General features: G+C 63.4%; 22 protein-coding genes. 18 read left to right on the top strand and 4 right to left on the bottom strand.

Annotated elements, in window-relative coordinates; translation table 11 throughout:
- A complete protein-coding gene (locus tag V1273_RS20340; protein WP_334363080.1) occupies positions 1-489 on the top strand; it encodes a hypothetical protein in 489 nt (162 codons plus the stop codon).
- Positions 490-504: 15 nt separating this feature from the next.
- Positions 505-1,080: a histidine phosphatase family protein gene (locus V1273_RS20335; RefSeq protein WP_334410675.1), complete on the top strand. Its 576-nt coding sequence runs from the start codon at positions 505-507 to the stop codon at positions 1,078-1,080.
- A gap of 11 nt (positions 1,081-1,091) precedes the next feature.
- Here V1273_RS20335 and V1273_RS20330 read toward each other — a convergent pair whose 3' ends face one another.
- Positions 1,092-1,340 carry a hypothetical protein gene (locus V1273_RS20330; RefSeq protein WP_334410674.1) on the bottom strand — a complete coding sequence of 83 codons (249 nt, stop codon included), beginning with the start codon at positions 1,338-1,340 and terminating at the stop codon, positions 1,092-1,094.
- A gap of 448 nt (positions 1,341-1,788) precedes the next feature.
- Here V1273_RS20330 and V1273_RS20325 point away from each other — a divergent pair, with 448 nt between their 5' ends.
- From V1273_RS20325 to V1273_RS20275, 11 genes are all read left to right on the top strand, one after another.
- Positions 1,789-2,766 (top strand): IS110 family transposase, encoded by a 978-nt coding sequence (locus V1273_RS20325; RefSeq protein ID WP_334408422.1) that lies wholly within the window; start codon positions 1,789-1,791, stop codon positions 2,764-2,766.
- A gap of 238 nt (positions 2,767-3,004) precedes the next feature.
- Entirely contained in the window at positions 3,005-3,640 is a 636-nt protein-coding gene (locus V1273_RS20320; RefSeq protein ID WP_334410673.1) for a glutathione S-transferase family protein, read from the top strand.
- Positions 3,641-3,940: 300 nt separating this feature from the next.
- Positions 3,941-5,251, top strand: coding sequence for a serine hydroxymethyltransferase (glyA, locus tag V1273_RS20315; protein ID WP_334410672.1), 1,311 nt, complete (start codon positions 3,941-3,943; stop codon positions 5,249-5,251).
- Positions 5,252-5,278: 27 nt separating this feature from the next.
- Complete coding sequence (gene nrdR, locus V1273_RS20310; protein WP_028345697.1) at positions 5,279-5,761, top strand: transcriptional regulator NrdR; 483 nt, start codon at positions 5,279-5,281, stop codon at positions 5,759-5,761.
- Positions 5,758-6,912, top strand: coding sequence for a bifunctional diaminohydroxyphosphoribosylaminopyrimidine deaminase/5-amino-6-(5-phosphoribosylamino)uracil reductase RibD (gene ribD / locus V1273_RS20305; protein WP_334410671.1), 1,155 nt, complete (start codon positions 5,758-5,760; stop codon positions 6,910-6,912). The genes nrdR and ribD overlap by 4 nt, the downstream gene beginning before the upstream one ends.
- A gap of 15 nt (positions 6,913-6,927) precedes the next feature.
- On the top strand, positions 6,928-7,536 hold the full coding sequence (locus V1273_RS20300; protein ID WP_334363073.1) for a riboflavin synthase: 609 nt from the start codon (positions 6,928-6,930) through the stop codon (positions 7,534-7,536).
- Between the two features lie 162 nt (positions 7,537-7,698).
- Positions 7,699-8,190, top strand: a complete 492-nt coding sequence (gene ribH / locus V1273_RS20295; protein ID WP_213255539.1) for a 6,7-dimethyl-8-ribityllumazine synthase — start codon at positions 7,699-7,701, stop codon at positions 8,188-8,190.
- 3 nt (positions 8,191-8,193) lie between these two features.
- On the top strand, positions 8,194-8,685 hold the full coding sequence (gene nusB / locus V1273_RS20290; RefSeq protein ID WP_334363072.1) for a transcription antitermination factor NusB: 492 nt from the start codon (positions 8,194-8,196) through the stop codon (positions 8,683-8,685).
- Positions 8,678-9,670, top strand: coding sequence for a thiamine-phosphate kinase (gene thiL, locus V1273_RS20285; protein WP_334363071.1), 993 nt, complete (start codon positions 8,678-8,680; stop codon positions 9,668-9,670). The genes nusB and thiL overlap by 8 nt, the downstream gene beginning before the upstream one ends.
- Before the next feature lie 206 nt (positions 9,671-9,876).
- A complete protein-coding gene (locus V1273_RS20280) occupies positions 9,877-10,086 on the top strand; it encodes a cold-shock protein (RefSeq protein WP_028345703.1) in 210 nt (69 codons plus the stop codon).
- Positions 10,087-10,413: 327 nt separating this feature from the next.
- Positions 10,414-12,534: a sodium-translocating pyrophosphatase gene (locus V1273_RS20275; protein ID WP_334382004.1), complete on the top strand. Its 2,121-nt coding sequence runs from the start codon at positions 10,414-10,416 to the stop codon at positions 12,532-12,534.
- A 73-nt stretch (positions 12,535-12,607) separates the two neighbouring features.
- Here the strand turns inward: V1273_RS20275 and V1273_RS20270 are convergent, their stop codons facing one another.
- Entirely contained in the window at positions 12,608-14,125 is a 1,518-nt protein-coding gene (locus tag V1273_RS20270) for a winged helix-turn-helix domain-containing tetratricopeptide repeat protein (protein WP_334410670.1), read from the bottom strand.
- Positions 14,126-14,257: 132 nt separating this feature from the next.
- On the opposite strand from V1273_RS20270, the gene V1273_RS20265 reads away from it, so the two are divergent.
- Positions 14,258-14,695, top strand: coding sequence for a cupin domain-containing protein (locus tag V1273_RS20265; RefSeq protein WP_334368923.1), 438 nt, complete (start codon positions 14,258-14,260; stop codon positions 14,693-14,695).
- Positions 14,696-14,894: 199 nt separating this feature from the next.
- Here the strand turns inward: V1273_RS20265 and V1273_RS20260 are convergent, their stop codons facing one another.
- Together V1273_RS20260 and V1273_RS20255 are read right to left on the bottom strand one after the other, a co-directional pair.
- Positions 14,895-15,899 carry a Bug family tripartite tricarboxylate transporter substrate binding protein gene (locus V1273_RS20260; protein ID WP_334363068.1) on the bottom strand — a complete coding sequence of 335 codons (1,005 nt, stop codon included), beginning with the start codon at positions 15,897-15,899 and terminating at the stop codon, positions 14,895-14,897.
- A 207-nt stretch (positions 15,900-16,106) separates the two neighbouring features.
- The gene (locus V1273_RS20255) at positions 16,107-16,619 is read right to left on the bottom strand and encodes an outer membrane protein assembly factor BamE (protein WP_334384219.1); all 513 of its coding nucleotides are present in this window, start codon (positions 16,617-16,619) and stop codon (positions 16,107-16,109) included.
- 80 nt (positions 16,620-16,699) lie between these two features.
- Here V1273_RS20255 and V1273_RS20250 point away from each other — a divergent pair, with 80 nt between their 5' ends.
- The 4 genes from V1273_RS20250 to V1273_RS20235 all read left to right on the top strand — a co-directional run bounded on the left by V1273_RS20250 (position 16,700) and on the right by V1273_RS20235 (position 20,152).
- Complete coding sequence (locus V1273_RS20250) at positions 16,700-17,251, top strand: ubiquinol-cytochrome C chaperone family protein (RefSeq protein WP_334410669.1); 552 nt, start codon at positions 16,700-16,702, stop codon at positions 17,249-17,251.
- On the top strand, positions 17,248-17,832 hold the full coding sequence (locus V1273_RS20245; protein WP_334410668.1) for a YceD family protein: 585 nt from the start codon (positions 17,248-17,250) through the stop codon (positions 17,830-17,832). The genes V1273_RS20250 and V1273_RS20245 overlap by 4 nt, the downstream gene beginning before the upstream one ends.
- Positions 17,833-18,131: 299 nt before the next feature.
- Positions 18,132-19,178 carry a phosphate acyltransferase PlsX gene (gene plsX / locus V1273_RS20240; protein ID WP_334375001.1) on the top strand — a complete coding sequence of 349 codons (1,047 nt, stop codon included), beginning with the start codon at positions 18,132-18,134 and terminating at the stop codon, positions 19,176-19,178.
- Positions 19,175-20,152, top strand: a complete 978-nt coding sequence (locus V1273_RS20235; RefSeq protein WP_334410667.1) for a beta-ketoacyl-ACP synthase III — start codon at positions 19,175-19,177, stop codon at positions 20,150-20,152. The genes plsX and V1273_RS20235 overlap by 4 nt, the downstream gene beginning before the upstream one ends.
- Positions 20,153-20,224 lie beyond the last annotated feature (72 nt).

The following is a 20,224-nucleotide window of genomic DNA, read 5'->3' as shown; positions in this document are numbered from 1 at the left end:
GTGGAACACGAGCCGGCCGCATCTATATTCCTGGCACTGCAGGAAAGTGCGCTTGGTCATGCGATGCGCTCTTCGCCGGCGCTTTATCCTACGGTCGAGATTCTGCACATTATCGGTTTCGTCATCCTGGTCGGATCGATCCTGGCGCTCGACTTGAGGCTGCTGGGACTCGGGCGCACGCTTGCCATCCAACCGATGGCGCAATTGCTGTTGCCGGTGTCGCGTGCAGGCTTTCTACTCGCGATCAGCATGGGCTTTTTGCTGTTCAGCGCCGATGCTTCGCATGTCGTGAAAAATCCCGCGTTCCAGATCAAGCTGCTTCTGATCGGTGCGGCCCTGATCAACATCGTGATCGCGCACGCCGTTCCATGGCGTCATGTTGAACACTGGGGCGACAAGGCGTCCGGCGCAGCCAAGGTGACTGCACTGCTATCGATCCTGCTGTGGCTCGGCGTCATCTGCGCGGGGCGCCTGATTGCGTATTTTTAACAAGGCCGGTTTGCCATGTCCTGCATTCGCTTTGCCATCTTCGCACTCCTCGTCGGTTTGTTCAGTTCGGCGGAGATCGCCACTGCCGACGAAGCCGCCAATGCCTGGAAGGCGTTGCGCGCCGGGGAGCATGTCGCGCTGATGCGGCATACCGATGCGCCGGGGGGATTCGGCGATCCGCCCGGTTTCCGCGTTGAAGATTGTGCCACCCAGCGCAACTTGAGCGCCAAGGGGCGAGCGGACGCCGAGAAGATCGGTGCGCGGCTCAAGCGGGAAGGGATTGCGTTTGAAACGATCCTGAGCTCGCCCTGGTGCCGATGCATCGACACCGCCAAATTGCTGAACTTGGGGCCGGTCGAAACCGTTGCGACATTCGGTAATGTCGTGGTGCTGCGCGATCAACGAGAGACGCTAACGGCGGGCGCCCGTGCGCGCATCGCCAAATGGACGTCGCGCGGAAACCTCCTCATTGTGACGCACGGCGCGAACATTCTGGCGCTCACCGGCGTCTCGCCGGCCAGCGGCGAAATCGTCGTCGTCAAAGGCGGAAGCGAACGCACTGAGCCCGCCGGCCGCCTGGTTCTCGATTGAGCCAATTCGAGTTACCGTGCGTCCGCCCGCGCGTCCTTTGTGCGATAGCGGTTCCAGTTGGCGATCACGCCTTCGTATCGCATCGGTTTCGTTGCCGTTGCAGTGCGTGCGTTTTCGGCCTCTGTTTCATAGGCGGCATTCGGGAAAATCACGAAAAATCCCAGAAGACCGCCGACCATCGTACCGTAGATCACGAAGGCCGTTATCAGCCAGCGTCGCGAATTGGCCTGACGCTCTTTCGGTGGGAGTGAGCTTTCCATGTCGGGAAATCCATCTGTCAGCCCCGGACGGTTATAAGCTCAGTCGAAACGGCGGCATGTGATCTGGTTCACGGCAGCGGCCGGCAAAGGTCTCGCGCCGCCCGACGGGGCAAATCAGCTAGATGTTGTGTCCAGCCGGTCCCGCAAAAATTATCCGCCTCGGGCGCCATGCGTCGCGAGATCGCCGCCACATATCCAGTTGTCATCGTCCGCGAAGGCGAAGGCGGACGATCCAGTTTCCAGAGACCGCGATGATTGAACCGATAGGCCGCAGCGTACTGGATTGCATGATGGCGTCGCCATCCTGTTGGATGGGGCGCCGGCGGCCCCTCGAGTACTGGTCAGGTCCTGCAAGACCGTGGGAATCTTAGGACCGCCGGCGTTACGGTCTGACACGCGCACGGTAGAGAGGGCCTGAGCCCGCATTGCAATCCGGCGTGCCGACCAGATGCATATTCTGTCGGAGAACAGCCACATGGACAAGATGGTGATCGGGGTGGACGTTGCCAAGGAGTGGATCGACATTGCGATCGCGGGTGACAGTCGGGTCAAGCGGATCGCGAACAGTGAGCGAGCGATTGACGCTTGGTTTATGCAGATCGGGGCCGGCTCGATCGGCCTGGTCGCGTTCGAGCCGACGGGCGGCTATGAGCGGCTTCTGCGACGGTGTCTCCGCCGCGCGAAGGTCGCCTTCAAGCAGGTGCACCCGAACGAAGTCGTCGCCTATCGCAGGCGGCGTGGCATCAAGGCCAAGACGGACCGCATCGACGCCAAATTGTTGGCCGACTTTGCCGCCGAGGAGCTCGCTCGCCGCGACATCGAGTCGGTTCCAGAGGCCGATGAGGTCTTACGTGAACTCGCATCGCGGCGCCGGCAGTTACAGGCTCTGCTGCATGCCGAGACCTGCCGCTGCGACGTGGCAGACAGCGCCATTGTGCGCAAGAGCCTGCGGGCGGTCATTGCCGCCCTTGAGCGTTCACTCGCTACGGTCGACAAGGCCATCGCCGAACGCATCGCAAGCTCCGCGCATGCCGAGACCAGCCGGCGGCTGCAAACCTTCTGCGGTGTCGGCCCCGCCATCGCGGAAACATTGATCGCGGACCTGCCGGAACTCGGACATCTGTCAGGCAAGAAAATCGCGGCCCTTTGCGGCCTTGCCCCGCACACGCGCGACAGCGGCAAGCAGCACGGGCATGCGTCCATTGGTCATGGCCGCTCCAGCGTGCGCAAAGTGCTCTTCAACGGCGCCCGCAGCGCGATCCAGCACAATCCGGTCATGAAGGCCTTCTACCGACATCTGGTCGATGACAATCATCGCCTGGGCAAGGTCGCGCTCACCGCCGTCATGCGCAAAATGCTGGTGACGCTCAACGCCATGATCCGTGACCGATCAGATTGGAGACACGCAGCCAGGCCTGCGGCATGAGCCTTCGATCATGGCAAGCCAACGCGGCAGCGAGCGCAGCCGGTCAAGGCCGGCATCGCCGCCGCGCAGCGGTCGCCTTGACCGGCGAGCACGATGCCGCACTCTCGCCCATGATCGACCTCTTGACGAACATCACGGTAGATCCCCGCCTTCGCGGGGATGACGATCGAGAGTTGCGTCGCTTCGCTCGCAATGACGGCCTCAAGTGAACCGCCACGCTCTAACAAGAGGAAGCCCCATGCTCACCGTCCATCATCTCAACGACTCCCGCTCGCAGCGAATTTTGTGGCTGCTGGAGGAGCTCGACACGCCCTATGAGCTGAAGGGTTATCAGCGTAACGCCGAGACGCGGCTGGCGCCGCCGGAGTTGAAAGAGGTTCATCCGCTCGGCAAATCGCCCGTCATCACTGACGGCGAGATGACCATCGCCGAATCCGGCGCCATTGTCGATTACATCATCCGCCGCTACGGCCAGGGAAAAGACAAGCCCGCGATGATGCCGGCGCCCGGTAGCGCGGACTACGAGGCCTACAACGAGTGGCTGCACTATTCCGAAGGCTCGGCGATGTTGCCGTTGATGCTGAACCTCTATGTCGGCCGGCTGAAGGAGGCCGGTGCGCCGCTGCATCCGCGCATCGACGGCGAACTGGCGAACCACCTCGGCTATGTCGACCGCGCGCTGAACGGGCGAGAGTTCTTCGTCGGGGCGTCGCTGACCGGCGCCGACATCCAGATGAGTTTTGTCGGCGAGCTGGCAAAAGTGTTCGACAAGCTCGGGCCATATCGGAACCTGGCCGCCTGGCTGGAGCGCATGCACGCCCGTCCGGCGTTCCAGCGCTCGGTCGCCAAGGGCGGGCCATACCGGTTTACGTAGTAGCCCCGATGTCGTCCCTGCGAACCGCAGGGACCCATACGCCGGGGCCCCGGGAAGGGACACCCTGGCAGACACCTATTGTTCCAGGTACCGCCGGTGGTTATGGGCCCCGGCTCAAGGCCGGGGCGACGACAGATGGGGCTTCATTCCCACCATATCTTGCATAAATACCAGCCCTGTACCGCAAGTGCTTGGCCAATTCCGGCCGATGTGGTATCTCCCAGGCGCTTCTTTCGACCGCCACACCAGACCCGCCCGCTTCGCCCCTAAGGGCCTGCGGCGGTGGAGATATTTCGCCCAATGACCTCCTCGCCCACCAGCGCCAAGACCGCCTCCGCGCCCGACTCGTTCTTCACGGCCACGCTCGCCGAGGCCGACCCGGAAATCGCTGCCGCGATCAAGGGCGAACTCGGCCGCCAGCGGCATGAGATCGAGCTGATCGCCTCGGAAAACATCGTCAGCCGGGCCGTGCTGGAAGCGCAGGGTTCGGTGATGACCAACAAATACGCGGAAGGTTATCCGGGCGCGCGTTACTATGGCGGCTGCGAATGGGTCGACGTCGCCGAGACCTTGGCGATCGAGCGCGCCAAAAAGCTGTTCGGTGCGCAGTTTGCCAACGTGCAGCCGAACTCCGGCAGCCAGATGAACCAGGCGGCGTTTCTGGCGCTGCTGCAGCCCGGCGACACCTTTATGGGCCTCGACCTCGCGGCCGGTGGCCATCTCACCCACGGCTCGCCGGTCAACATGTCCGGCAAGTGGTTCAAGGCCGCGCACTACACGGTGCGGCGTGAAGACCAGATCATCGACATGGACGAGGTGGCGAAGCAAGCCGAGCAGGTGAAGCCGAAGCTGATCATCGCCGGCGGATCGGCCTATTCGCGCGCCTGGGACTTCAAGCGCTTCCGCGAGATCGCCGATAGCGTCGGCGCCTACCTCCTGGTCGACATGGCGCATTTCGCCGGCCTCGTTGCCGGCGGCGTCCATGCCTCGCCAGTGCCGCACGCCCACGTCACCACGACGACGACGCACAAATCGCTGCGCGGCCCGCGCGGCGGCCTGATTCTCTGCAACGACGAGGCGCTCGCCAAGAAGCTGAATTCGGCGATCTTCCCTGGCCTGCAGGGCGGGCCGCTGATGCATGTCATCGCCGCCAAGGCGGTGGCGTTCGCCGAGGCGCTGCGTCCGGACTTCAAGGTCTACGCGAAGAACGTCGTCGAGAACGCCAAGGCGCTGGCGGAAACGCTGCGCGGCCATGGCCTCGACATCGTCTCCGGCGGCACCGACAACCATCTGATGCTGGTCGACCTTCGGCCGAAGGGGCTGAAGGGCAACGTGTCCGAGAAGGCGCTGGTGCGCGCCGCCATCACCTGCAACAAGAACGGCATTCCGTTCGACCCCGAAAAGCCGTTCGTCACCTCGGGCCTGCGTCTCGGCACGCCGGCGGCGACGACGCGCGGCTTCGGCGTCGCCGAGTTCAAGCAAGTCGGCGGCATGATCGCCGAGGTGCTCAACGCGCTGGCGCAGTCGGAGGACGGCAAGGCGCCGCTGGTCGAAGCCGCGATCAAGGAACGCGTGAAGGCGCTCACCGACCGCTTCCCGATCTATCAGTAAGGTCTAGCAAGTCGAAGGTCCCGTTGGATGCGTTGTCCTAGCTGCAACAGTCTCGATACGCAGGTGAAGGATTCGCGTCCGACCGAGGACTCGGCCGTGATCCGGCGGCGGCGGGTATGCATCGCCTGCAACTTCCGCTTCACCACCTTCGAGCGGGTGCAGTTGCGCGAACTGACGGTCATCAAGCGCAACGGGCGCCGGGTGCCGTTCGACCGCGACAAGCTGGTCCGCTCGCTGCAGATCAGTCTGCGCAAGCGGCCGGTTGATCCTGAGCGGGTCGAGAAGATGGTTTCGGCGATCGTGCGCGAACTCGAGAGCGGCGGCGAGGCGGAGGTCTCCTCGGAGGCGATCGGCGAGATCGTGATGGAGCATCTGCGCCAGCTCGACGACGTTGCCTATGTGCGCTTCGCCTCCGTCTATCGCAATTTCCGCGAGGCCAAGGATTTTGAGACCGTGCTCGGCGAGCTCTCAGGCGAGGACGAAGCGCGGATCGCCACGTTGCGCAAATGATCTTCCGCATCCTGGAAGACCAGTGCGGGCAGAAGATCAGGGAGTCCAAAGCGGCGGACCAGCGCTTCATGCAGCTTGCGCTGTCGCTCGGCCGGCGCGGGCTGGGGCGCACTTGGTCCAACCCGGCCGTCGGGGCAGTCGTCGTAAAGGATGGCGTCATCATCGGGCGCGGCTGGACGCAACCGGGCGGGCGACCGCATGCCGAGCCGGAAGCCTTGAGGCGTGCCGGCGAGGCGGCGCGGGGGGCGACGCTGTATGTGACGCTGGAGCCCTGTTCGCATTTCGGCAAGTCGCCGCCTTGCGTCGACGCCGTGATCGCCTCCGGCATTGTGCGCGTGGTGTCGGCGATCGAGGATCCCAATCCGGAGGTGGCCGGGCAGGGACATGCAAAACTCCGCGCGGCCGGAATATCAGTCGATGTCGGGCTCGGTGCTCAGGAAGCCGCGCGCGATCACGCCGGGCATTTCCGCCGCGTCCGCGACAAACGCCCGCATGTGATCCTGAAACTCGCCGTCTCCGCCGACGACAAGATCGCTGCCGCCGGCTACAAGCCCGTTGCGATTACGGGCGAGGCTGCGAGAACGCGGGTACATCTCTTGCGCGCGCAATGCGACGCCATCCTGGTTGGCATCGGCACTGTGTTGGCGGACGATCCGCTGCTGACCTGCCGCCTGCCCGGCATGGAAGCACGGTCGCCGGTACGGGTGGTGCTGGATCGCGCGCTGCGCATTCCCGGCACAAGTAAGCTGGTTCAATCCGCGCGGCAGACGCCGCTCTGGGTGATGACCTCAGATTTTGCTGAGGCGCCGGCCGCCGTGAAACTCGGTGCGGCAGGCGCGCCGGTGATACGCGTTGCGGCTACCGCGCAGCCGCCGTGGCTGGATCTATCGGCGGTGCTGCACGCGCTGTCCGACAAGGGCATCACAAGACTGATGGTCGAGGGCGGATCGCGGGTGGCGTCATCCTTCGTCGCGAGCGGCTTGGTCGATGAAATCTGGCTGTTGCGCGGTCCTGATAAAGTCGGCGCTGACGGCATTCCCGCGCTGGACGCATTGCCGCTGTCGGCAATCACCGGGTCGCCCGCGTTCAAGGCACGTGCTAGCGAAATACTGGATAACGACACGCTTACGATTTACGAGCGCACTGCCTAAATTCGTGGTGGAAAAATGTTTACCGGAATTGTCACCGACATCGGCGAAATCGTCGCCCTCACGCCAACGGCGCAGGGGCAGTTGCATCGCATGCGGATCGCCTGCCGCTACGACCAGACGACCATCGCCGACGGGGCCTCGATTGCCTGCAACGGCGTCTGCCTGACGGTAGTCGCTTCCGGCGTCGAAGGCGGCAAGACCTGGTTCGACGTCGATGCCGCCGCGGAAACGCTCGGCATGACCACGGCCAAGCATTGGGCCAAGGGAACAAAGCTCAATCTCGAGCGTGCGCTGAAGATCGGCGACGAACTCGGTGGTCATATCGTTGCAGGCCATGCCGACGGCGTGGCCACCATCGCCGGGCGCGACGATCTGCCCGATATGGCCCGGTTCGAACTGCGCACGACGCGAGAGCTGGCGCGTTTCATCGCCGCCAAAGGTTCGGTGACGCTGGATGGCGTGTCCCTGACCGTGAATACGGTCGAGGATGTCACATTTTCGGTGTTGATTATCCCGCACACGCTCAGCGTCACCACGCTTGGCGGCTGGGCAGCAGGCAGCGAGGTCAATATCGAGGTCGACCTGATGGCCCGCTACGCGGCGCGGCTGTCGGAAATGAAGTGACAGGGTAACATACGGCGCTTAAAACGCCGGCCCAACCCCTCATGGTGAGGAGGCGCACCCGCGCCGTCTCGAACCATGAGGCCCGGAAGTAACCCCATCCTTCGAGACGCGGCCAAGAGGCCGCTCCTCAGGATGAGGACCTAGCAAGACGGAAGATAGTTGATGGCAGACGCACGGCGCGCACCGCTGAAAGACCAGACCGACATCACAGGCGCGCGCGCGCTCATCGTGGAGGCGCGGTTTTATGACGACATCCAGGACGCGCTGCTGGAAGGCGCCGTCGCCGAACTGAAGGCCGCCGGCGTGACGCACGACGTCATCACCGTGCCCGGCGCGCTGGAGATTCCGGCTGCCATCGCCATCGCGCTCGATGCCGCCGACCGGAACGGCAAGCCGTATGATGCGGCGATTGCGCTCGGCTGTGTGGTGCGCGGCGACACCATCCATTTCGAGATCGTCTCGATCGAATCCTCCCGCGCCCTGATGGACCTTGCGGTCGCGCGAAAGGTGCCGCTCGGCAACGGCATCATTACCGTCAATACCGAGGCGCAGGCCTGGGCGAGGGCGCGCGCCAGCGAGTTGAACAAGGGCGGCGACGCCGCGCGCGCGGCGCTGGCGATGCTGCGGATCAAACGCCGGCTGGCAAAGGCTTAGGCGATGGCAGAGAAGAAGCCCGCCAAAACTCCCGACAAGAAAGCCAACCGCCGTGGCGCGGCGCGGCTCGCCGCCGTGCAGGCGCTGTACCAGATGGACATCGCGGGGGCCGGGATCAACGACATTTTCGCCGAGTTTGAAAGCCACTGGCTCGGCAACGAGGTCGAGGGCGAGAAATACCTGCCGGCGGAAGCCGCATTCTTCCGCGACGTCGTATCGGGCGTGGTCCGCGACCAGGCGAGGCTCGATCCTCTGATCGACGACGCGCTGCAGAAGGGCTGGCCCTTGAAGCGGATCGACGCGATTTTGCGCGCGGTGCTGCGGGCCGGCTCCTACGAGCTCGAGCATCGCAAGGACGTGCCGGGCCGCGTGGTCGTATCCGAATATGTCGACGTCGCGCATGCCTTTGTCGAAAGGGACGAGACCGGCATGGTCAATGCCGTGCTCGACCAGATCGCGCGCCAGTTCCGCGCCGACGAGTTCACGCGTGGCTAGCGGCAAACCAGTGTCCGGCGAAGACTGGCTGATCGCGCGCTATTTCCGGCCGCTTGCGACTGATCCCGGTGCCTTCGGTCTCGACGACGACGCTGCGGCGCTGAAGCCGTCCGGCGATGACCTCGTGGTGACGACGGATGCGCTCGTCGAGGGCGTGCATTTCCTGCCCGATGATCCGCCCGATGCGGTCGCACGCAAGGCGCTGCGGGTGAACCTCAGCGATCTCGCCGCGAAGGGCGCAACGCCGGCCGGGTTTGTGCTGACGTTGGCGCTCCGCACCGCGGATGAGGCCTGGCTAAAACCGTTCGCGGCGGCGCTGGGCGAGGACATCAGGCAGTTCGTATGTCCGCTGCTCGGCGGCGATACGGTGTCGACGCCGGGGCCGCTGATGGTTTCGGTGACTGCATTCGGCCACGTGCCGCCGGGCGGAATGGTCCATCGCAGCGGCGCCAAACCCGGCGAGCGCGTGATGGTCACGGGCACGATCGGAGACGCCGGGCTGGGGCTGGCTATCCTCCGCGGGGGGAAGGTGCATGCCGCCGCCGATACGGCCGCGCGGGCGATGCTGGTCGGGCGCTATCGCGTCCCGCAGCCGCGCGTGGCAATGGCCGAAATCGTTCGCGAATACGCCAGTGCTTCGATGGATGTCTCGGATGGGTTGGCAGGCGATCTGACAAAGCTCTGCGGCGTGTCCGGCGTGTCCGCCGTGGTCGATCTGGAGCAGGTGCCGCTGTCCGACGCGGCGCGGGGTTTGGTGTCGCGCGGCATTGTCGGACTGGAGACATTGATCGCCGGTGGCGACGATTACGAAATCCTCTGCACGATTCCGGAAGAGCGTGTTGAAGCCTTCGAAGCTGCCGCGGAGCGCGCAGGGGTTGCGCTTAGTTCCATCGGAACGATCGTCGCGGGGAGTTCAGTTCCAAAGTTCGTCGACAAAGAGGGCAAGGAAATCGCGCTGGAACGGCTGTCCTACAGCCATTTTTGAAGGCGGCGTATAATGCCGTCGGCTTTATTTCGTGCCAGCCATTGCAATTTCGCTGAAAACCTATAGGTTGTAGCGCATTCGATTACCGCCGTGCCTTTTTGAACGCGCCCCACGGGGCTTCTTTCCAGAGACATCGTCGAGATTGGATTTGAATCCGTGCGATCGCCGCGCGGAATGAAAAGCCTATGTGCTTTGGAGAAGAGAAAATGGCTACGGGAACAGTGAAGTGGTTCAACGGTCAAAAGGGTTTCGGTTTCATTGAGCCGAGCGATGGCAGCAAGGATGTGTTCGTGCACATCTCCGCCGTCGAGCGCGCCGGCCTTGGCGGGCTGGCCGAAGGTCAGAAGGTTCAGTTCGAACTCAAGACTGACAAGATGCGGGGCAAGGTAAGCGCGGAAAACCTGTCGCTGGTCTAAGGCCTCGAAACGGTCGTTTCACGGATGTACTGGAATGGCTCGTGAGCCCGCTCGATCCCTCCCGGGGTTGAGCGGGCTCTTGTATTTTGGCCGGGCCGAATACCCGATGCCCCCGGGCGCCAGTTGGCTGGACGTATTCCGGGTGACACCTTTCAAAAATCGACGGTTTTCGCCCTTCGTGACATTGCGCCGGAGGGGCGATTTTGGCATGGTCCCGCCCGATTTGAGGCCGCCCTTCTGGGCAGGGAAGGCCTCCTTTTTATGCGTCCGCCGCTACCCGCGGTGACGGCGCGGGGGTGGAACGAACAAAAAACTGAGGCAAATTCAATGACAGCATTGTGGGTGATTGTGCTCTGCGGAGCGCTTTCGATTGTCTACGCCATCTGGGCCACGTCTTCCGTTCTGAAATCGGACGCCGGCAATCCGCGCATGCAGGAAATCGCGGCGGCTGTCGCTGAAGGCGCGCAGGCCTATCTACGCCGCCAATACATGACGATCGCCATGGTCGGCGTCGTGATCTTCGCGCTGCTGGCTTACTTCCTCGGCATGCTGGTTGCGATCGGCTTCCTGATCGGCGCGGTGCTGTCGGGCGCTGCCGGCTTCATCGGCATGAACGTCTCGGTTCGCGCCAACGTGCGCACCGCGCAGGCGGCGACTACTTCGCTGGCCGGCGGCCTCGAACTGGCCTTCAAGGCGGGTGCGATCACCGGCCTCCTCGTGGCCGGTCTTGCGCTGCTCGGCGTCACCATCTACTTCGCGTATCTCACCCAGATAATGGGGCTGAAGGCCAACGATCGCGTCGTCGTCGACGCGCTGGTAGCGCTCGGCTTCGGCGCGTCGCTGATCTCGATCTTCGCCCGTCTCGGCGGCGGCATCTTCACCAAGGGCGCCGACGTCGGCGGCGACCTCGTCGGCAAGGTCGAAGCCGGTATTCCCGAAGACGATCCGCGCAACCCGGCGACCATCGCCGACAACGTCGGCGACAACGTCGGCGACTGCGCTGGCATGGCGGCCGACCTGTTCGAGACCTATGCGGTGACCGCGGTCGCCACCATGGTGCTCGCCGCGATCTTCTTCGCGACCTCGCCGCTGCTGGTGAACATGATGACCCTGCCGCTCGCCATCGGCGGCATCTGCATCATCACCTCGATCATCGGCACCTTCTTCGTCAAGCTCGGCGCCAGCCAGTCGATCATGGGGGCCTTGTACAAGGGCCTGATCGCGACCGGCGTGCTGTCGCTGCTCGGCGTCGCAGCCGTCATCCACTGGCTGATCGGTTTCGGCGAGCTGGCGGGCGTGAAGTACACCGGCATGGCGCTGTTCCAATGCGGCGTCGTCGGTCTCGCCGTCACCGGCCTGATCATCTGGATCACCGAATACTATACCGGTACCGATTTTCGCCCGGTGAAGTCGATCGCCTCGTCCTCGGTTACGGGCCACGGCACCAACGTGATCCAGGGTCTGGCGATCTCGATGGAAGCGACTGCGATGCCCGCAATCGTCATCATCGCCGGCATCCTCATCACCTACAGCCTTGCCGGCCTGTTCGGCATCGCGATTGCGACCACGACGATGCTGGCGCTGGCCGGCATGATCGTCGCGCTCGACGCTTTCGGTCCGGTTACCGACAACGCCGGCGGCATTGCCGAAATGGCGGGCCTTCCGAAGGAGGTCCGCAAGTCGACCGACGCGCTCGATGCGGTCGGCAACACCACCAAGGCGGTCACCAAGGGCTATGCGATCGGCTCGGCCGGTCTCGGCGCGCTGGTGCTGTTCGCGGCCTACAATGAAGACCTCAAGTTCTTCATCGCCAATCCTGCGAAGCATCCGTACTTCCAGGGTGTGCTGCCCGACTTCTCGCTCAACAACCCTTACGTCGTGGTCGGCCTCCTGTTCGGCGGTCTGCTGCCGTATCTGTTCGGCGCAATGGGCATGACCGCGGTCGGCCGTGCGGCCGGCGCGATCGTCGAGGAAGTGCGGCGCCAGTTCCGCGAGAAGCCCGGCATCATGCAGGGCACTGACAAGCCGGACTATGGCAAGGCGGTCGACCTGCTGACCAAGGCGGCGATCAAGGAAATGATCATTCCGTCGCTGCTGCCGGTGCTGTCGCCGATCTTCGTCTACTTCGCGATCTACGCGATCGCGGGCGGCGGCGCGGCCGGCAAGTCGGCGGCGTTCTCCGCGGTCGGCGCCATGCTGCTCGGCGTGATCGTGACCGGCTTGTTCGTTGCGATCTCGATGACCTCAGGCGGCGGCGCCTGGGACAACGCCAAGAAGTACATTGAGGACGGCCATTTCGGCGGCAAGGGATCGGACGCCCACAAGGCAGCCGTGACCGGTGATACCGTCGGCGATCCCTACAAGGATACGGCCGGTCCCGCGGTCAACCCGATGATCAAGATCACCAACATCGTGGCGCTGTTGCTGCTGGCGATCCTGGCGCACTGAGCCGGCCGAGAGGCTGATCAAAACGAAAACCCCGCGGTGCGAGCCGCGGGGTTTTTTCATGCCCGAGCCTAATCTAGCAATTGCGATATCCGTTTGTCCCATTCTGGATGCAGCGCTTTAGCGGTGCGAGGAAATGACTCTGAGGCTCTCTCAACTCGTTCATACGGCTTGCGCATTGGCGTGCGTCGTCCAGGTTGCCAAGTGCGATATGGCAGCATGTAAGCGTTTCAAACGTCGGACGGAATGTCGGGCGAATAGCGAGCGCTTTGTTGGCGGTCGCAAGTGCGCTCTCGGCGTCTCCGGCGAGAAGCTGAGCATGGGCAAGCAAATTGTACCAAGCGAGGTTCTGGGGATCGTTCGGATTTAGCGTCAGGCCATGTTCAAGCGGTTCGATTGCCTCTCGCGCCAGACCCGCGAACAAGCGGGCCAGGCCGAGAATCAGATGCCCTAACGCGAAGCTTGAGCTCAATGCGATCGCCTTCTCGGCTGCCGATACGGCTACGAGCGGTGCGTTGTTGTAAGCGTTCGCGATGGCGAAGGCATAGTGCGCGTAGGGGTCTCTCGGATCGAGGGTGATTGCATGCGCCGCGGCATCCACGCCCTCCTTGCTGTCCACGGCGGGCGTGTCGCTCCAGCCGTAGGCGATTATCCCGGCGCTGACGCGCCCAAGCCAGATGTGCGATTCCGGCAGATCCGGATCGATTGCGCATGCGCGACGAAATAGCGTCCGCGCAGCCAGATGGCCCTCGCGGGTGACCTTGTGAAAATGCCACATTCCCTGACGCACGAGGTCCCAGGCGGTCATATTGCCGGTATGACGCAACGCTGCAAAATGGGATTCTGTCTTGAGAAGCTCGGGCTCGATCGCACCCGCGACCCGCTCGGCGATCTCGTCCTGGATCGCAAAGACATCAGCCATCTCCAGATCGTAGCGCTCCGCCCATACATTGCTGCCGTCGCTCGCGTCGATGAACTGAGCCGTAATGCGCAGTCGAAGGGCGGATTGGCGAACGCTTCCCTGCAACACGTAACGCGCGCCAAGCTCGCGAGCGGCTTGCAGCACATCGATCTGCTTGCCCTTGAAAATAAAGGCAGAACCGCGCCCGATGCCCCGGAACCAGCGAAACCGGGATAGCGCCGTGATGATATCTTCGGTCAGCCCATCGGCGAGATATTCTTTGTCGACCTCGCCAATGATGTCGAAAGGCAGAACCGCGATAATCGGGCGCGACTGGGCATTGCTCTCAGCGCGCTGCGGCGTGGCGCTCTGCGCCCGAGAAGCGACCGGCCCAGCAAACCGGTAGCCGACACGCGGGACCGTCGTGATCCATTCGGAGCCGTCATGGGCGGTGCCGAGCAGCTTACGTAGCGCCGCGATCTGGACTGACAGGTTGCTTTCCTCCACGGCGACGCCAGGCCAGGCAACGTCCATCAGGCTCGCTTTGTCGAAGATTCTGCCGGGCGACTCCAGGAACGCGCGCAACAGCAGGAGGCCCTTGTGGCCGACCACGACCGGTCGGCCGTCCCGTGACAGCATTCCGCGATCCATATCAAGCATGAACGGGCCAAAGGTGAAGGGCTCGCTGGGCATGCGGCGAGCTTACCGAGCTTTGGAAGAATTTGGAATTTTTCGGACCAATCTTTGAGACTCCGGCCCTCCAGACAAGTGATCCTGCGCATGTTGGGTAAGACAATCCGAACCGGAGAGACGGCAATGAGCAACATGATCGTACGGGAACGGCACGGCGTGGAATCGGGCGGTGGCGGGAAGGGCTTTGTCGTGAAGGGGAGCAAAGGCTACCGCGCCGAGCAGGGCTCCGACTATCAGCCGGGGATCAGTGCGGAGACTGTCGGTTCGAAAATGATCTGGCTCGGCATCATTACGCTGCCGGCCGGCCGACGCACCAAAGCCCATTTCCACGAGCATCATGAGACGGCGCTCTACATGATGAGCGGGGACGAGCTGGAGATCTGGACCGGCGACCAGCTTCAGCACTGCGAAAAGGTACACCCCGGTGACTACATCTATATTCCGGCGGGCGTCCTGCACGTTGCGGTTAATCGCGCTGCCTCGCCGTCGGTCTTCGTGGGATCGCGCAGCGAAGCGACTGCCCAGGAGAGCGTGGTGATGCGGCCGGAGATGGATGCGCGTGTCCCGTGAGTGATCCTGACGCACTGAGCGGCGACAAGCTGATCGAAAGAATCCCGCGGTGAAAGCCGCGGGGTTCTTGTCTTTCGGATAGCTCAACCGGGGTTTCCCGGAGTGCTGCTGATCCGGGGGCCATCGCTGTGGTAGAAAGCGTGGGTCCCGGCTCTGCGGAGCAGCGCGAAGCGCGCTGCACCGCGTCCGGGACAGGACTTTAATTCACATCCATCTGCAGGCCTTCGCGCTTGATGATCTCGCCGAACTTCGCCGTCTCGGCCTGCACGAAATCGGAGAACTGTTGTGGCGTTCCCCAGTCGGCGGTCGCGCCCATCTTCCCGATCGTCTTCTGGACGTCCTCCCGCGCCAGCATCGCCTTGATCTCCTTGTTGAGCGATTCAACGGCGGGAGCGGGCGTGGCCTTCGGCAGGAAGATGCCGAACCAGGAGGAGACGTCGAACTTCGAAAGCTCCGGCGCGCTTTCGCGCATGGTCGGAACGTTCGGGGCGAGTGTGCTGCGCTCGGGCGTGGTGACGGCGAGCGCGGTGAGTTTGCCTTCCTGGGTCTGCGGCAGCGTCGGGTAGAGATTGTCGAACAGGATCTGGATATCGCCGGCCAGCGCCGCCTGCAGCGCGGGGCCTGCGCCGCGGAACGGCACGTGCACCATCTTCAATCCGGTGAGCTGCAGGAACCAGGCGCCGGTGAGGTGAGGGCTCTGGCCTACGCCTGAGGAGGCATAGGTGAGCTTGTCCGGATTGGCCTTGATGTAGGCGATCAATTCGCCGATCGATTTGATGCCGGTCGACGGATGCGCCGACACGATATTCGGAATCCGGATCATGTTGCTGACCGGCTGCAACTGGTCGGCCTTGTAGGTCATGTTGCGGAAGATGCTGTAGGCAATCGCATTCGGACCGGGATTACCGACCAGGATGACGTGGCCGTCCGCCTTGCCCCGCACGACTTCGGCGGTGCCGATGGTGCCGCCGCCGCCGGAGCGGTTTTCCACGACCGCGGACTGACCCCAGGCGGTCTGCAGATGTGCGGCCAACAGTCGTCCCATCACGTCGGTGCTGCCGCCGGCTGCCGCTGGCACAATGAGACGGACGGTCTCGGTCGGGCGCCAGTCGGTGCCATAACTCGCGCGCGGCAAGATCGCCGCAGCGGAAATGCCCGCGGCTCCGGTCAACACACGGCGGCGAGAAAAAGTTTTAATCGTCACAAGTTAACTCCCTGCTGAATCATTATTGATTGGCAGGGAGCCTAGGCAACGCGCGCATGCAGGGCAAGCCGGCGACTTGGCACAGGTTTTCCGCCTCGCGGAACAGGCGAAGTCGCCATGACGTTTTCGAGCGAAGTGGATGCGGTTCGCGACAACGCAAAGACAAAGTGCGGAGCTTGGTTCTGATTCAATCAGAACCAATTGGCGCTAGTTAAAGCTGAGCAGCTTGAACAGCGGCGTCAGGTAGCTGAGTTCCTGGCCAGACGTTGGCGTGGTGCGGCTGATGAAGTCGAAGATCTTGCCGTCCTGCAATCCGTAATTGGCGAGGCGCGTCACCTGGCGGTTCTTGTCGAAATAGATCGCGATCACGCGCTGGTCCACGACCTGCTGATTCATGAACGCGACTTTGCGCTCGGAGCGCTGCGAGATGTAATAAAACACCTCGCCGTTCAAGGTCGCGACCGTCGATGGCGTTCCCATCACGATCAGCACCTGGTCCTGGCTGGCGCCGATCGGAATCTGCTCAAGCGCGTTGGGCGGCAGGATGTAGCCCTTCTGGAACTGCTCGCCGGTGCATCCGGCGAGCGCCGCGCAGACCAGTGCAATGGCTGCGGCGGCGCGAAAGCCGCACCGGCGCGCGGTCAGGCGGCGCGGCGTGGACACGCGGGCGCTCAGGTGGCTCATTTCGGTCATCTCAGGAATTCGCCCGTCCTCTTGCATCGCGCGGTGCGTTGACGTACCGGGCAGCACGCTTGATTGCAACATGCGCGGCCCGGGAGGGCTCGCTTGCGGAACCCACAATGCTTTGGCCGTTCAATCACTTCAGGAAACCCCGGACGCCGCTGCGCGGCACCATCGAGACCATCTATGGCATGATCGTGACGCAGGCGCGAGAACCGTTGTTTTATCGGGACTTTGGGGTTCCGGACACGGTTAACGGCCGTTTTGACCTGCTTCTCCTGCACTTGTGGCTGGTCCTGCGACGGCTGAAGTCGGTGGAGGGCGGTACGACGCTATCACAAGGGCTATTCGACCATTTTTGCAACGATATGGACGATAATCTGCGCGAGATGGGGGTCGGAGACCTCACGGTGCCGAAGCGCATGCAGGCCTTCGGCGAAGCCTTCTATGGCCGGACCGCGGCCTATGATCTTGCGCTGACCGAGGGCCGAGAGGCACTGGCGCAGGCGATGTGCAAGAATATCCTGAACGGCGGGAACATCGAAAAGGCCCGACTGCTTGCCGCCTACGCCGAGGCGGCAATGGCGGGCCTCGACAGCCTCGACGAGGCGACGCTGGTGAGCGGCCGGGGCAGGTTTCCCTCGCCGGAGAAAGCAGGCGCGCAGCAATGAGCAAGACTGGCACAGAGAAGCCCGACCCGTGGCGTGTTCCCGTTGCGGTGGCGCAGATCCCCGAGACGGGCCTCCATCGCGATATCGAGGCCGATCAGGCCATCCGCAAAGCCGTGGCCGACACGGGCGGCTTGCGCGAGGTGCTATCGGCGGAGGCTTCCTTCGACGTGACGCCGAAGAGTGGCGGCCGCTTCCATGTGGCCGGCCATGTGCGGGCGCGGATCGGGCAGACCTGCGTGGTGACGCTGGAAGATATCGAGAACGACATCGACGAGCCGATCGATCTGATGTTCGCTCCGCCTGAGCAGATCCCGCAGATGGCCGCGCTGGTCGATGAGGCCGAAGAGAGCGACGAGGAAACGCCCGATCCGCCCGAGCCGATCGAGAACGGCATCATCGATCTCGGCAGGGTTGCCACCGATGCATTGTATCTCGCGGTCGATCGATATCCGCGCAAACCCGGCGCCGTATTCGAGCCGATGGTTGAAGCCGCCGATCCCGAGGATCATCCGTTCGCGGCGCTCAAGGCGCTGAAGGCAGCGCCGAAAAAGCCGCGGGCCAGGAAGCCCAAGGGCAAGTAGGCGGGAGTTAAAATGGCCGGCGAAGCTGCCGTCGAGTGAGGCAATTCTGAAATCACGCCAAAAATATCCCGTAAGGTGTTGAATTATATAGAAATATCTGCCATCCGTGATTTCGGGCCACACAGCTTCCCTTTCGCCAAAAGAGCGTGGTCAAGAGGTTGTGTCGGGGCGGGGACACGCTATTGTCGCGGCCCGGCGGGGGCGCGGGTTGCGTTTCGCCAGGCGCCGCGTAGCGGTGCCATTCCAGTGCGCGGCCGGGCTCTACGAAGGCCGCAAGAGATCAGGTTTCCGGGACGTTCATGCCGCAAAAGGTTCGCATCGCGCTTGACGCCATGGGTGGCGATGTCGGCGCATCGGTCGTCATTCCCGGCGCTGCAATTTCTTTGAAGCGGCATCCCGACAGCGAATTCCTGCTCTACGGCGACAGCAAGCAGATCGACGAACAACTCGCCAAGTACCCGGCGCTGCAAAAGGCGTCGCGCGTGATCCACACCGACGTCACCGTGAGCATGCATGACAAGCCGAGCCAGGCGCTGCGTCGCGGCCGCAAGACGTCGTCGATGTGGCTTGCGATCGACGCGGTGAAGAGAAAGGAGGCCGACGTCGCGGTCTCCGCGGGCAATACGGGCGCGCTGATGGCGATGGCGCGTTTCCACCTGCACACCATGCAAGGGATCGATCGTCCGGCCATTGCCGGCGTGTGGCCGACGGCGCGCGGCGATTCCGTCGTGCTCGACCTCGGCGCCACGATCGGCGGCGACGCGCACCATCTCGTGGCGCTGGCGGTGATGGGCAGCGCAATGGCGAGCGTGCTGCTGAACCGGGAACGGCCGACTGTCGGCCTCCTCAACATCGGGGTCGAGGAGATCAAGGGCCATGAGGAGATCCGCGAGGCGGCCGAGCTGCTGCGCGCGTCGCAGCTCAATTATATCGGCTTCGTCGAGGGCGACGGGATCGGCCAGGGCGCGGCCGATGTGATCGTGTCGGAAGGCTTTAGCGGCAACATCGCGTTGAAGGCTGCGGAGGGAACCGCGCGCCAGATGGCGGACTTCCTGCGCCAGGCCATGACGAGCAGTTGGCTGTCCCGGATCGGCTACCTATTCGCCCGGAGCGCGTTCAAGGCGCTGCGGGACAAGCTCGACCCGAATAAATCCAATGGCGGTGTTTTGCTCGGCTTGAAGGGCGTGGTCGTCAAAAGTCACGGCGGAATCAGCGCCGAAGGCTTTGCCTACGCAGTCGATGTTGGCTATGAGATGGTCCGCTGCGATCTCCTCACCAAGATCAATCAGATGATGAATAGCGACGGCAGTGCGCTGGCACCGACCGCGCAGGAGGCTGTCTCGTGACTGCGAAACGTTCGGTGGTGCTGGGCTGCGGCTCTTACCTGCCGCAGAAGGTGCTGACCAATGCCGAACTGGCGGCCCGAATCGATACTTCGGACGAGTGGATCGTGCAGCGTACCGGCATTCGGGAGCGCCACATCGCGGCCGAAGGCGAGTTCACCTCGCATCTGGCGATCAACGCCGCGCGCGCGGCGCTGGAACATGCCGGTCTCGACGCCCAGGCGATCGATCTGATCGTGCTCGCGACCTCGACGCCGGACAACACCTTTCCGGCCACCGCGGTTGCAGTCCAGAACGGGCTCGGTATCCTTCATGGCGCCGCCTTCGATCTGCAGGCGGTGTGTTCCGGCTTCGTCTTTGCGCTCGCCACCGCCGACAATTTCCTGCGCTCCGGCGCCTACAAGCGCGCGCTGGTGATCGGTGCGGAGACGTTCTCGCGCATTCTCGACTGGAACGACCGCGGCACCTGCGTGCTGTTCGGCGACGGCGCCGGCGCGGTCGTATTGGAGGCGCAGGATCAGCCGAGTTTGCCGTCGGATCGCGGCGTGCTCACGACCCATCTGCGCTCGGACGGCCGGCACCAGTCGAAGCTGTTCGTGGACGGTGGTCCGTCCACGACGCAGACCGTCGGCCATCTCCGGATGGAGGGCCGCGAAGTGTTCAAGCACGCGGTCGGCATGATCACGGACGTGATTGTGGACGCCTTCAATGCGACCGGGACGACGGCCGAGGACATCGACTGGTTCATCCCGCATCAGGCCAACAAGCGAATCATCGATGCTTCGGCGCATAAGCTTCATATTGCGCCGCAGAAGGTGGTGCTGACCGTCGATTTGCACGGCAACACGTCGGCTGCGTCGATCCCGCTGGCGCTCGCGGTTGCCGTCAAGGACGGGCGGGTGAAGAAAGGCGATCTGGTGCTGTTCGAAGCCATGGGCGGCGGCTTCACCTGGGGTTCCGCGCTGGTGCGCTGGTAGACGTAGCGCAAAAGTACTGTCTAAAATTGTAGTGCGGTTCCATGCTTCTGCATGATGGTCGCTGTTGACCAT

Origin of the sequence: Bradyrhizobium sp. AZCC 1721 (genome assembly GCF_036924715.1) — a bacterium.
GTDB lineage: Bacteria > Pseudomonadota > Alphaproteobacteria > Rhizobiales > Xanthobacteraceae > Bradyrhizobium.
Note: the sequence above shows the minus strand (reverse complement) of the source record. Positions and strands in the feature narration are given on the sequence as shown.

Excerpts from the sequence above, each read along its gene's own strand:
- V1273_RS20335 (WP_334410675.1), top strand. The coding sequence starts at position 505 with ATGTCCTGCATTCGCTTTGCCATCTTCGCACTCCTCGTCGGTTTGTTC.
- V1273_RS20330 (WP_334410674.1), bottom strand. The coding sequence starts at position 1,340 with ATGGAAAGCTCACTCCCACCGAAAGAGCGTCAGGCCAATTCGCGACGC.
- V1273_RS20325 (WP_334408422.1), top strand. The coding sequence starts at position 1,789 with ATGCATATTCTGTCGGAGAACAGCCACATGGACAAGATGGTGATCGGG.
- V1273_RS20320 (WP_334410673.1), top strand. The coding sequence starts at position 3,005 with ATGCTCACCGTCCATCATCTCAACGACTCCCGCTCGCAGCGAATTTTG.
- glyA (WP_334410672.1), top strand. The coding sequence starts at position 3,941 with ATGACCTCCTCGCCCACCAGCGCCAAGACCGCCTCCGCGCCCGACTCG.
- nrdR (WP_028345697.1), top strand. The coding sequence starts at position 5,279 with ATGCGTTGTCCTAGCTGCAACAGTCTCGATACGCAGGTGAAGGATTCG.
- ribD (WP_334410671.1), top strand. The coding sequence starts at position 5,758 with ATGATCTTCCGCATCCTGGAAGACCAGTGCGGGCAGAAGATCAGGGAG.
- V1273_RS20300 (WP_334363073.1), top strand. The coding sequence starts at position 6,928 with ATGTTTACCGGAATTGTCACCGACATCGGCGAAATCGTCGCCCTCACG.
- ribH (WP_213255539.1), top strand. The coding sequence starts at position 7,699 with ATGGCAGACGCACGGCGCGCACCGCTGAAAGACCAGACCGACATCACA.
- nusB (WP_334363072.1), top strand. The coding sequence starts at position 8,194 with ATGGCAGAGAAGAAGCCCGCCAAAACTCCCGACAAGAAAGCCAACCGC.
- V1273_RS20280 (WP_028345703.1), top strand. The coding sequence starts at position 9,877 with ATGGCTACGGGAACAGTGAAGTGGTTCAACGGTCAAAAGGGTTTCGGT.
- V1273_RS20275 (WP_334382004.1), top strand. The coding sequence starts at position 10,414 with ATGACAGCATTGTGGGTGATTGTGCTCTGCGGAGCGCTTTCGATTGTC.
- V1273_RS20270 (WP_334410670.1), bottom strand. The coding sequence starts at position 14,125 with ATGCCCAGCGAGCCCTTCACCTTTGGCCCGTTCATGCTTGATATGGAT.
- V1273_RS20265 (WP_334368923.1), top strand. The coding sequence starts at position 14,258 with ATGATCGTACGGGAACGGCACGGCGTGGAATCGGGCGGTGGCGGGAAG.
- V1273_RS20255 (WP_334384219.1), bottom strand. The coding sequence starts at position 16,619 with ATGCAAGAGGACGGGCGAATTCCTGAGATGACCGAAATGAGCCACCTG.
- V1273_RS20250 (WP_334410669.1), top strand. The coding sequence starts at position 16,700 with ATGCTTTGGCCGTTCAATCACTTCAGGAAACCCCGGACGCCGCTGCGC.
- V1273_RS20245 (WP_334410668.1), top strand. The coding sequence starts at position 17,248 with ATGAGCAAGACTGGCACAGAGAAGCCCGACCCGTGGCGTGTTCCCGTT.
- plsX (WP_334375001.1), top strand. The coding sequence starts at position 18,132 with ATGCCGCAAAAGGTTCGCATCGCGCTTGACGCCATGGGTGGCGATGTC.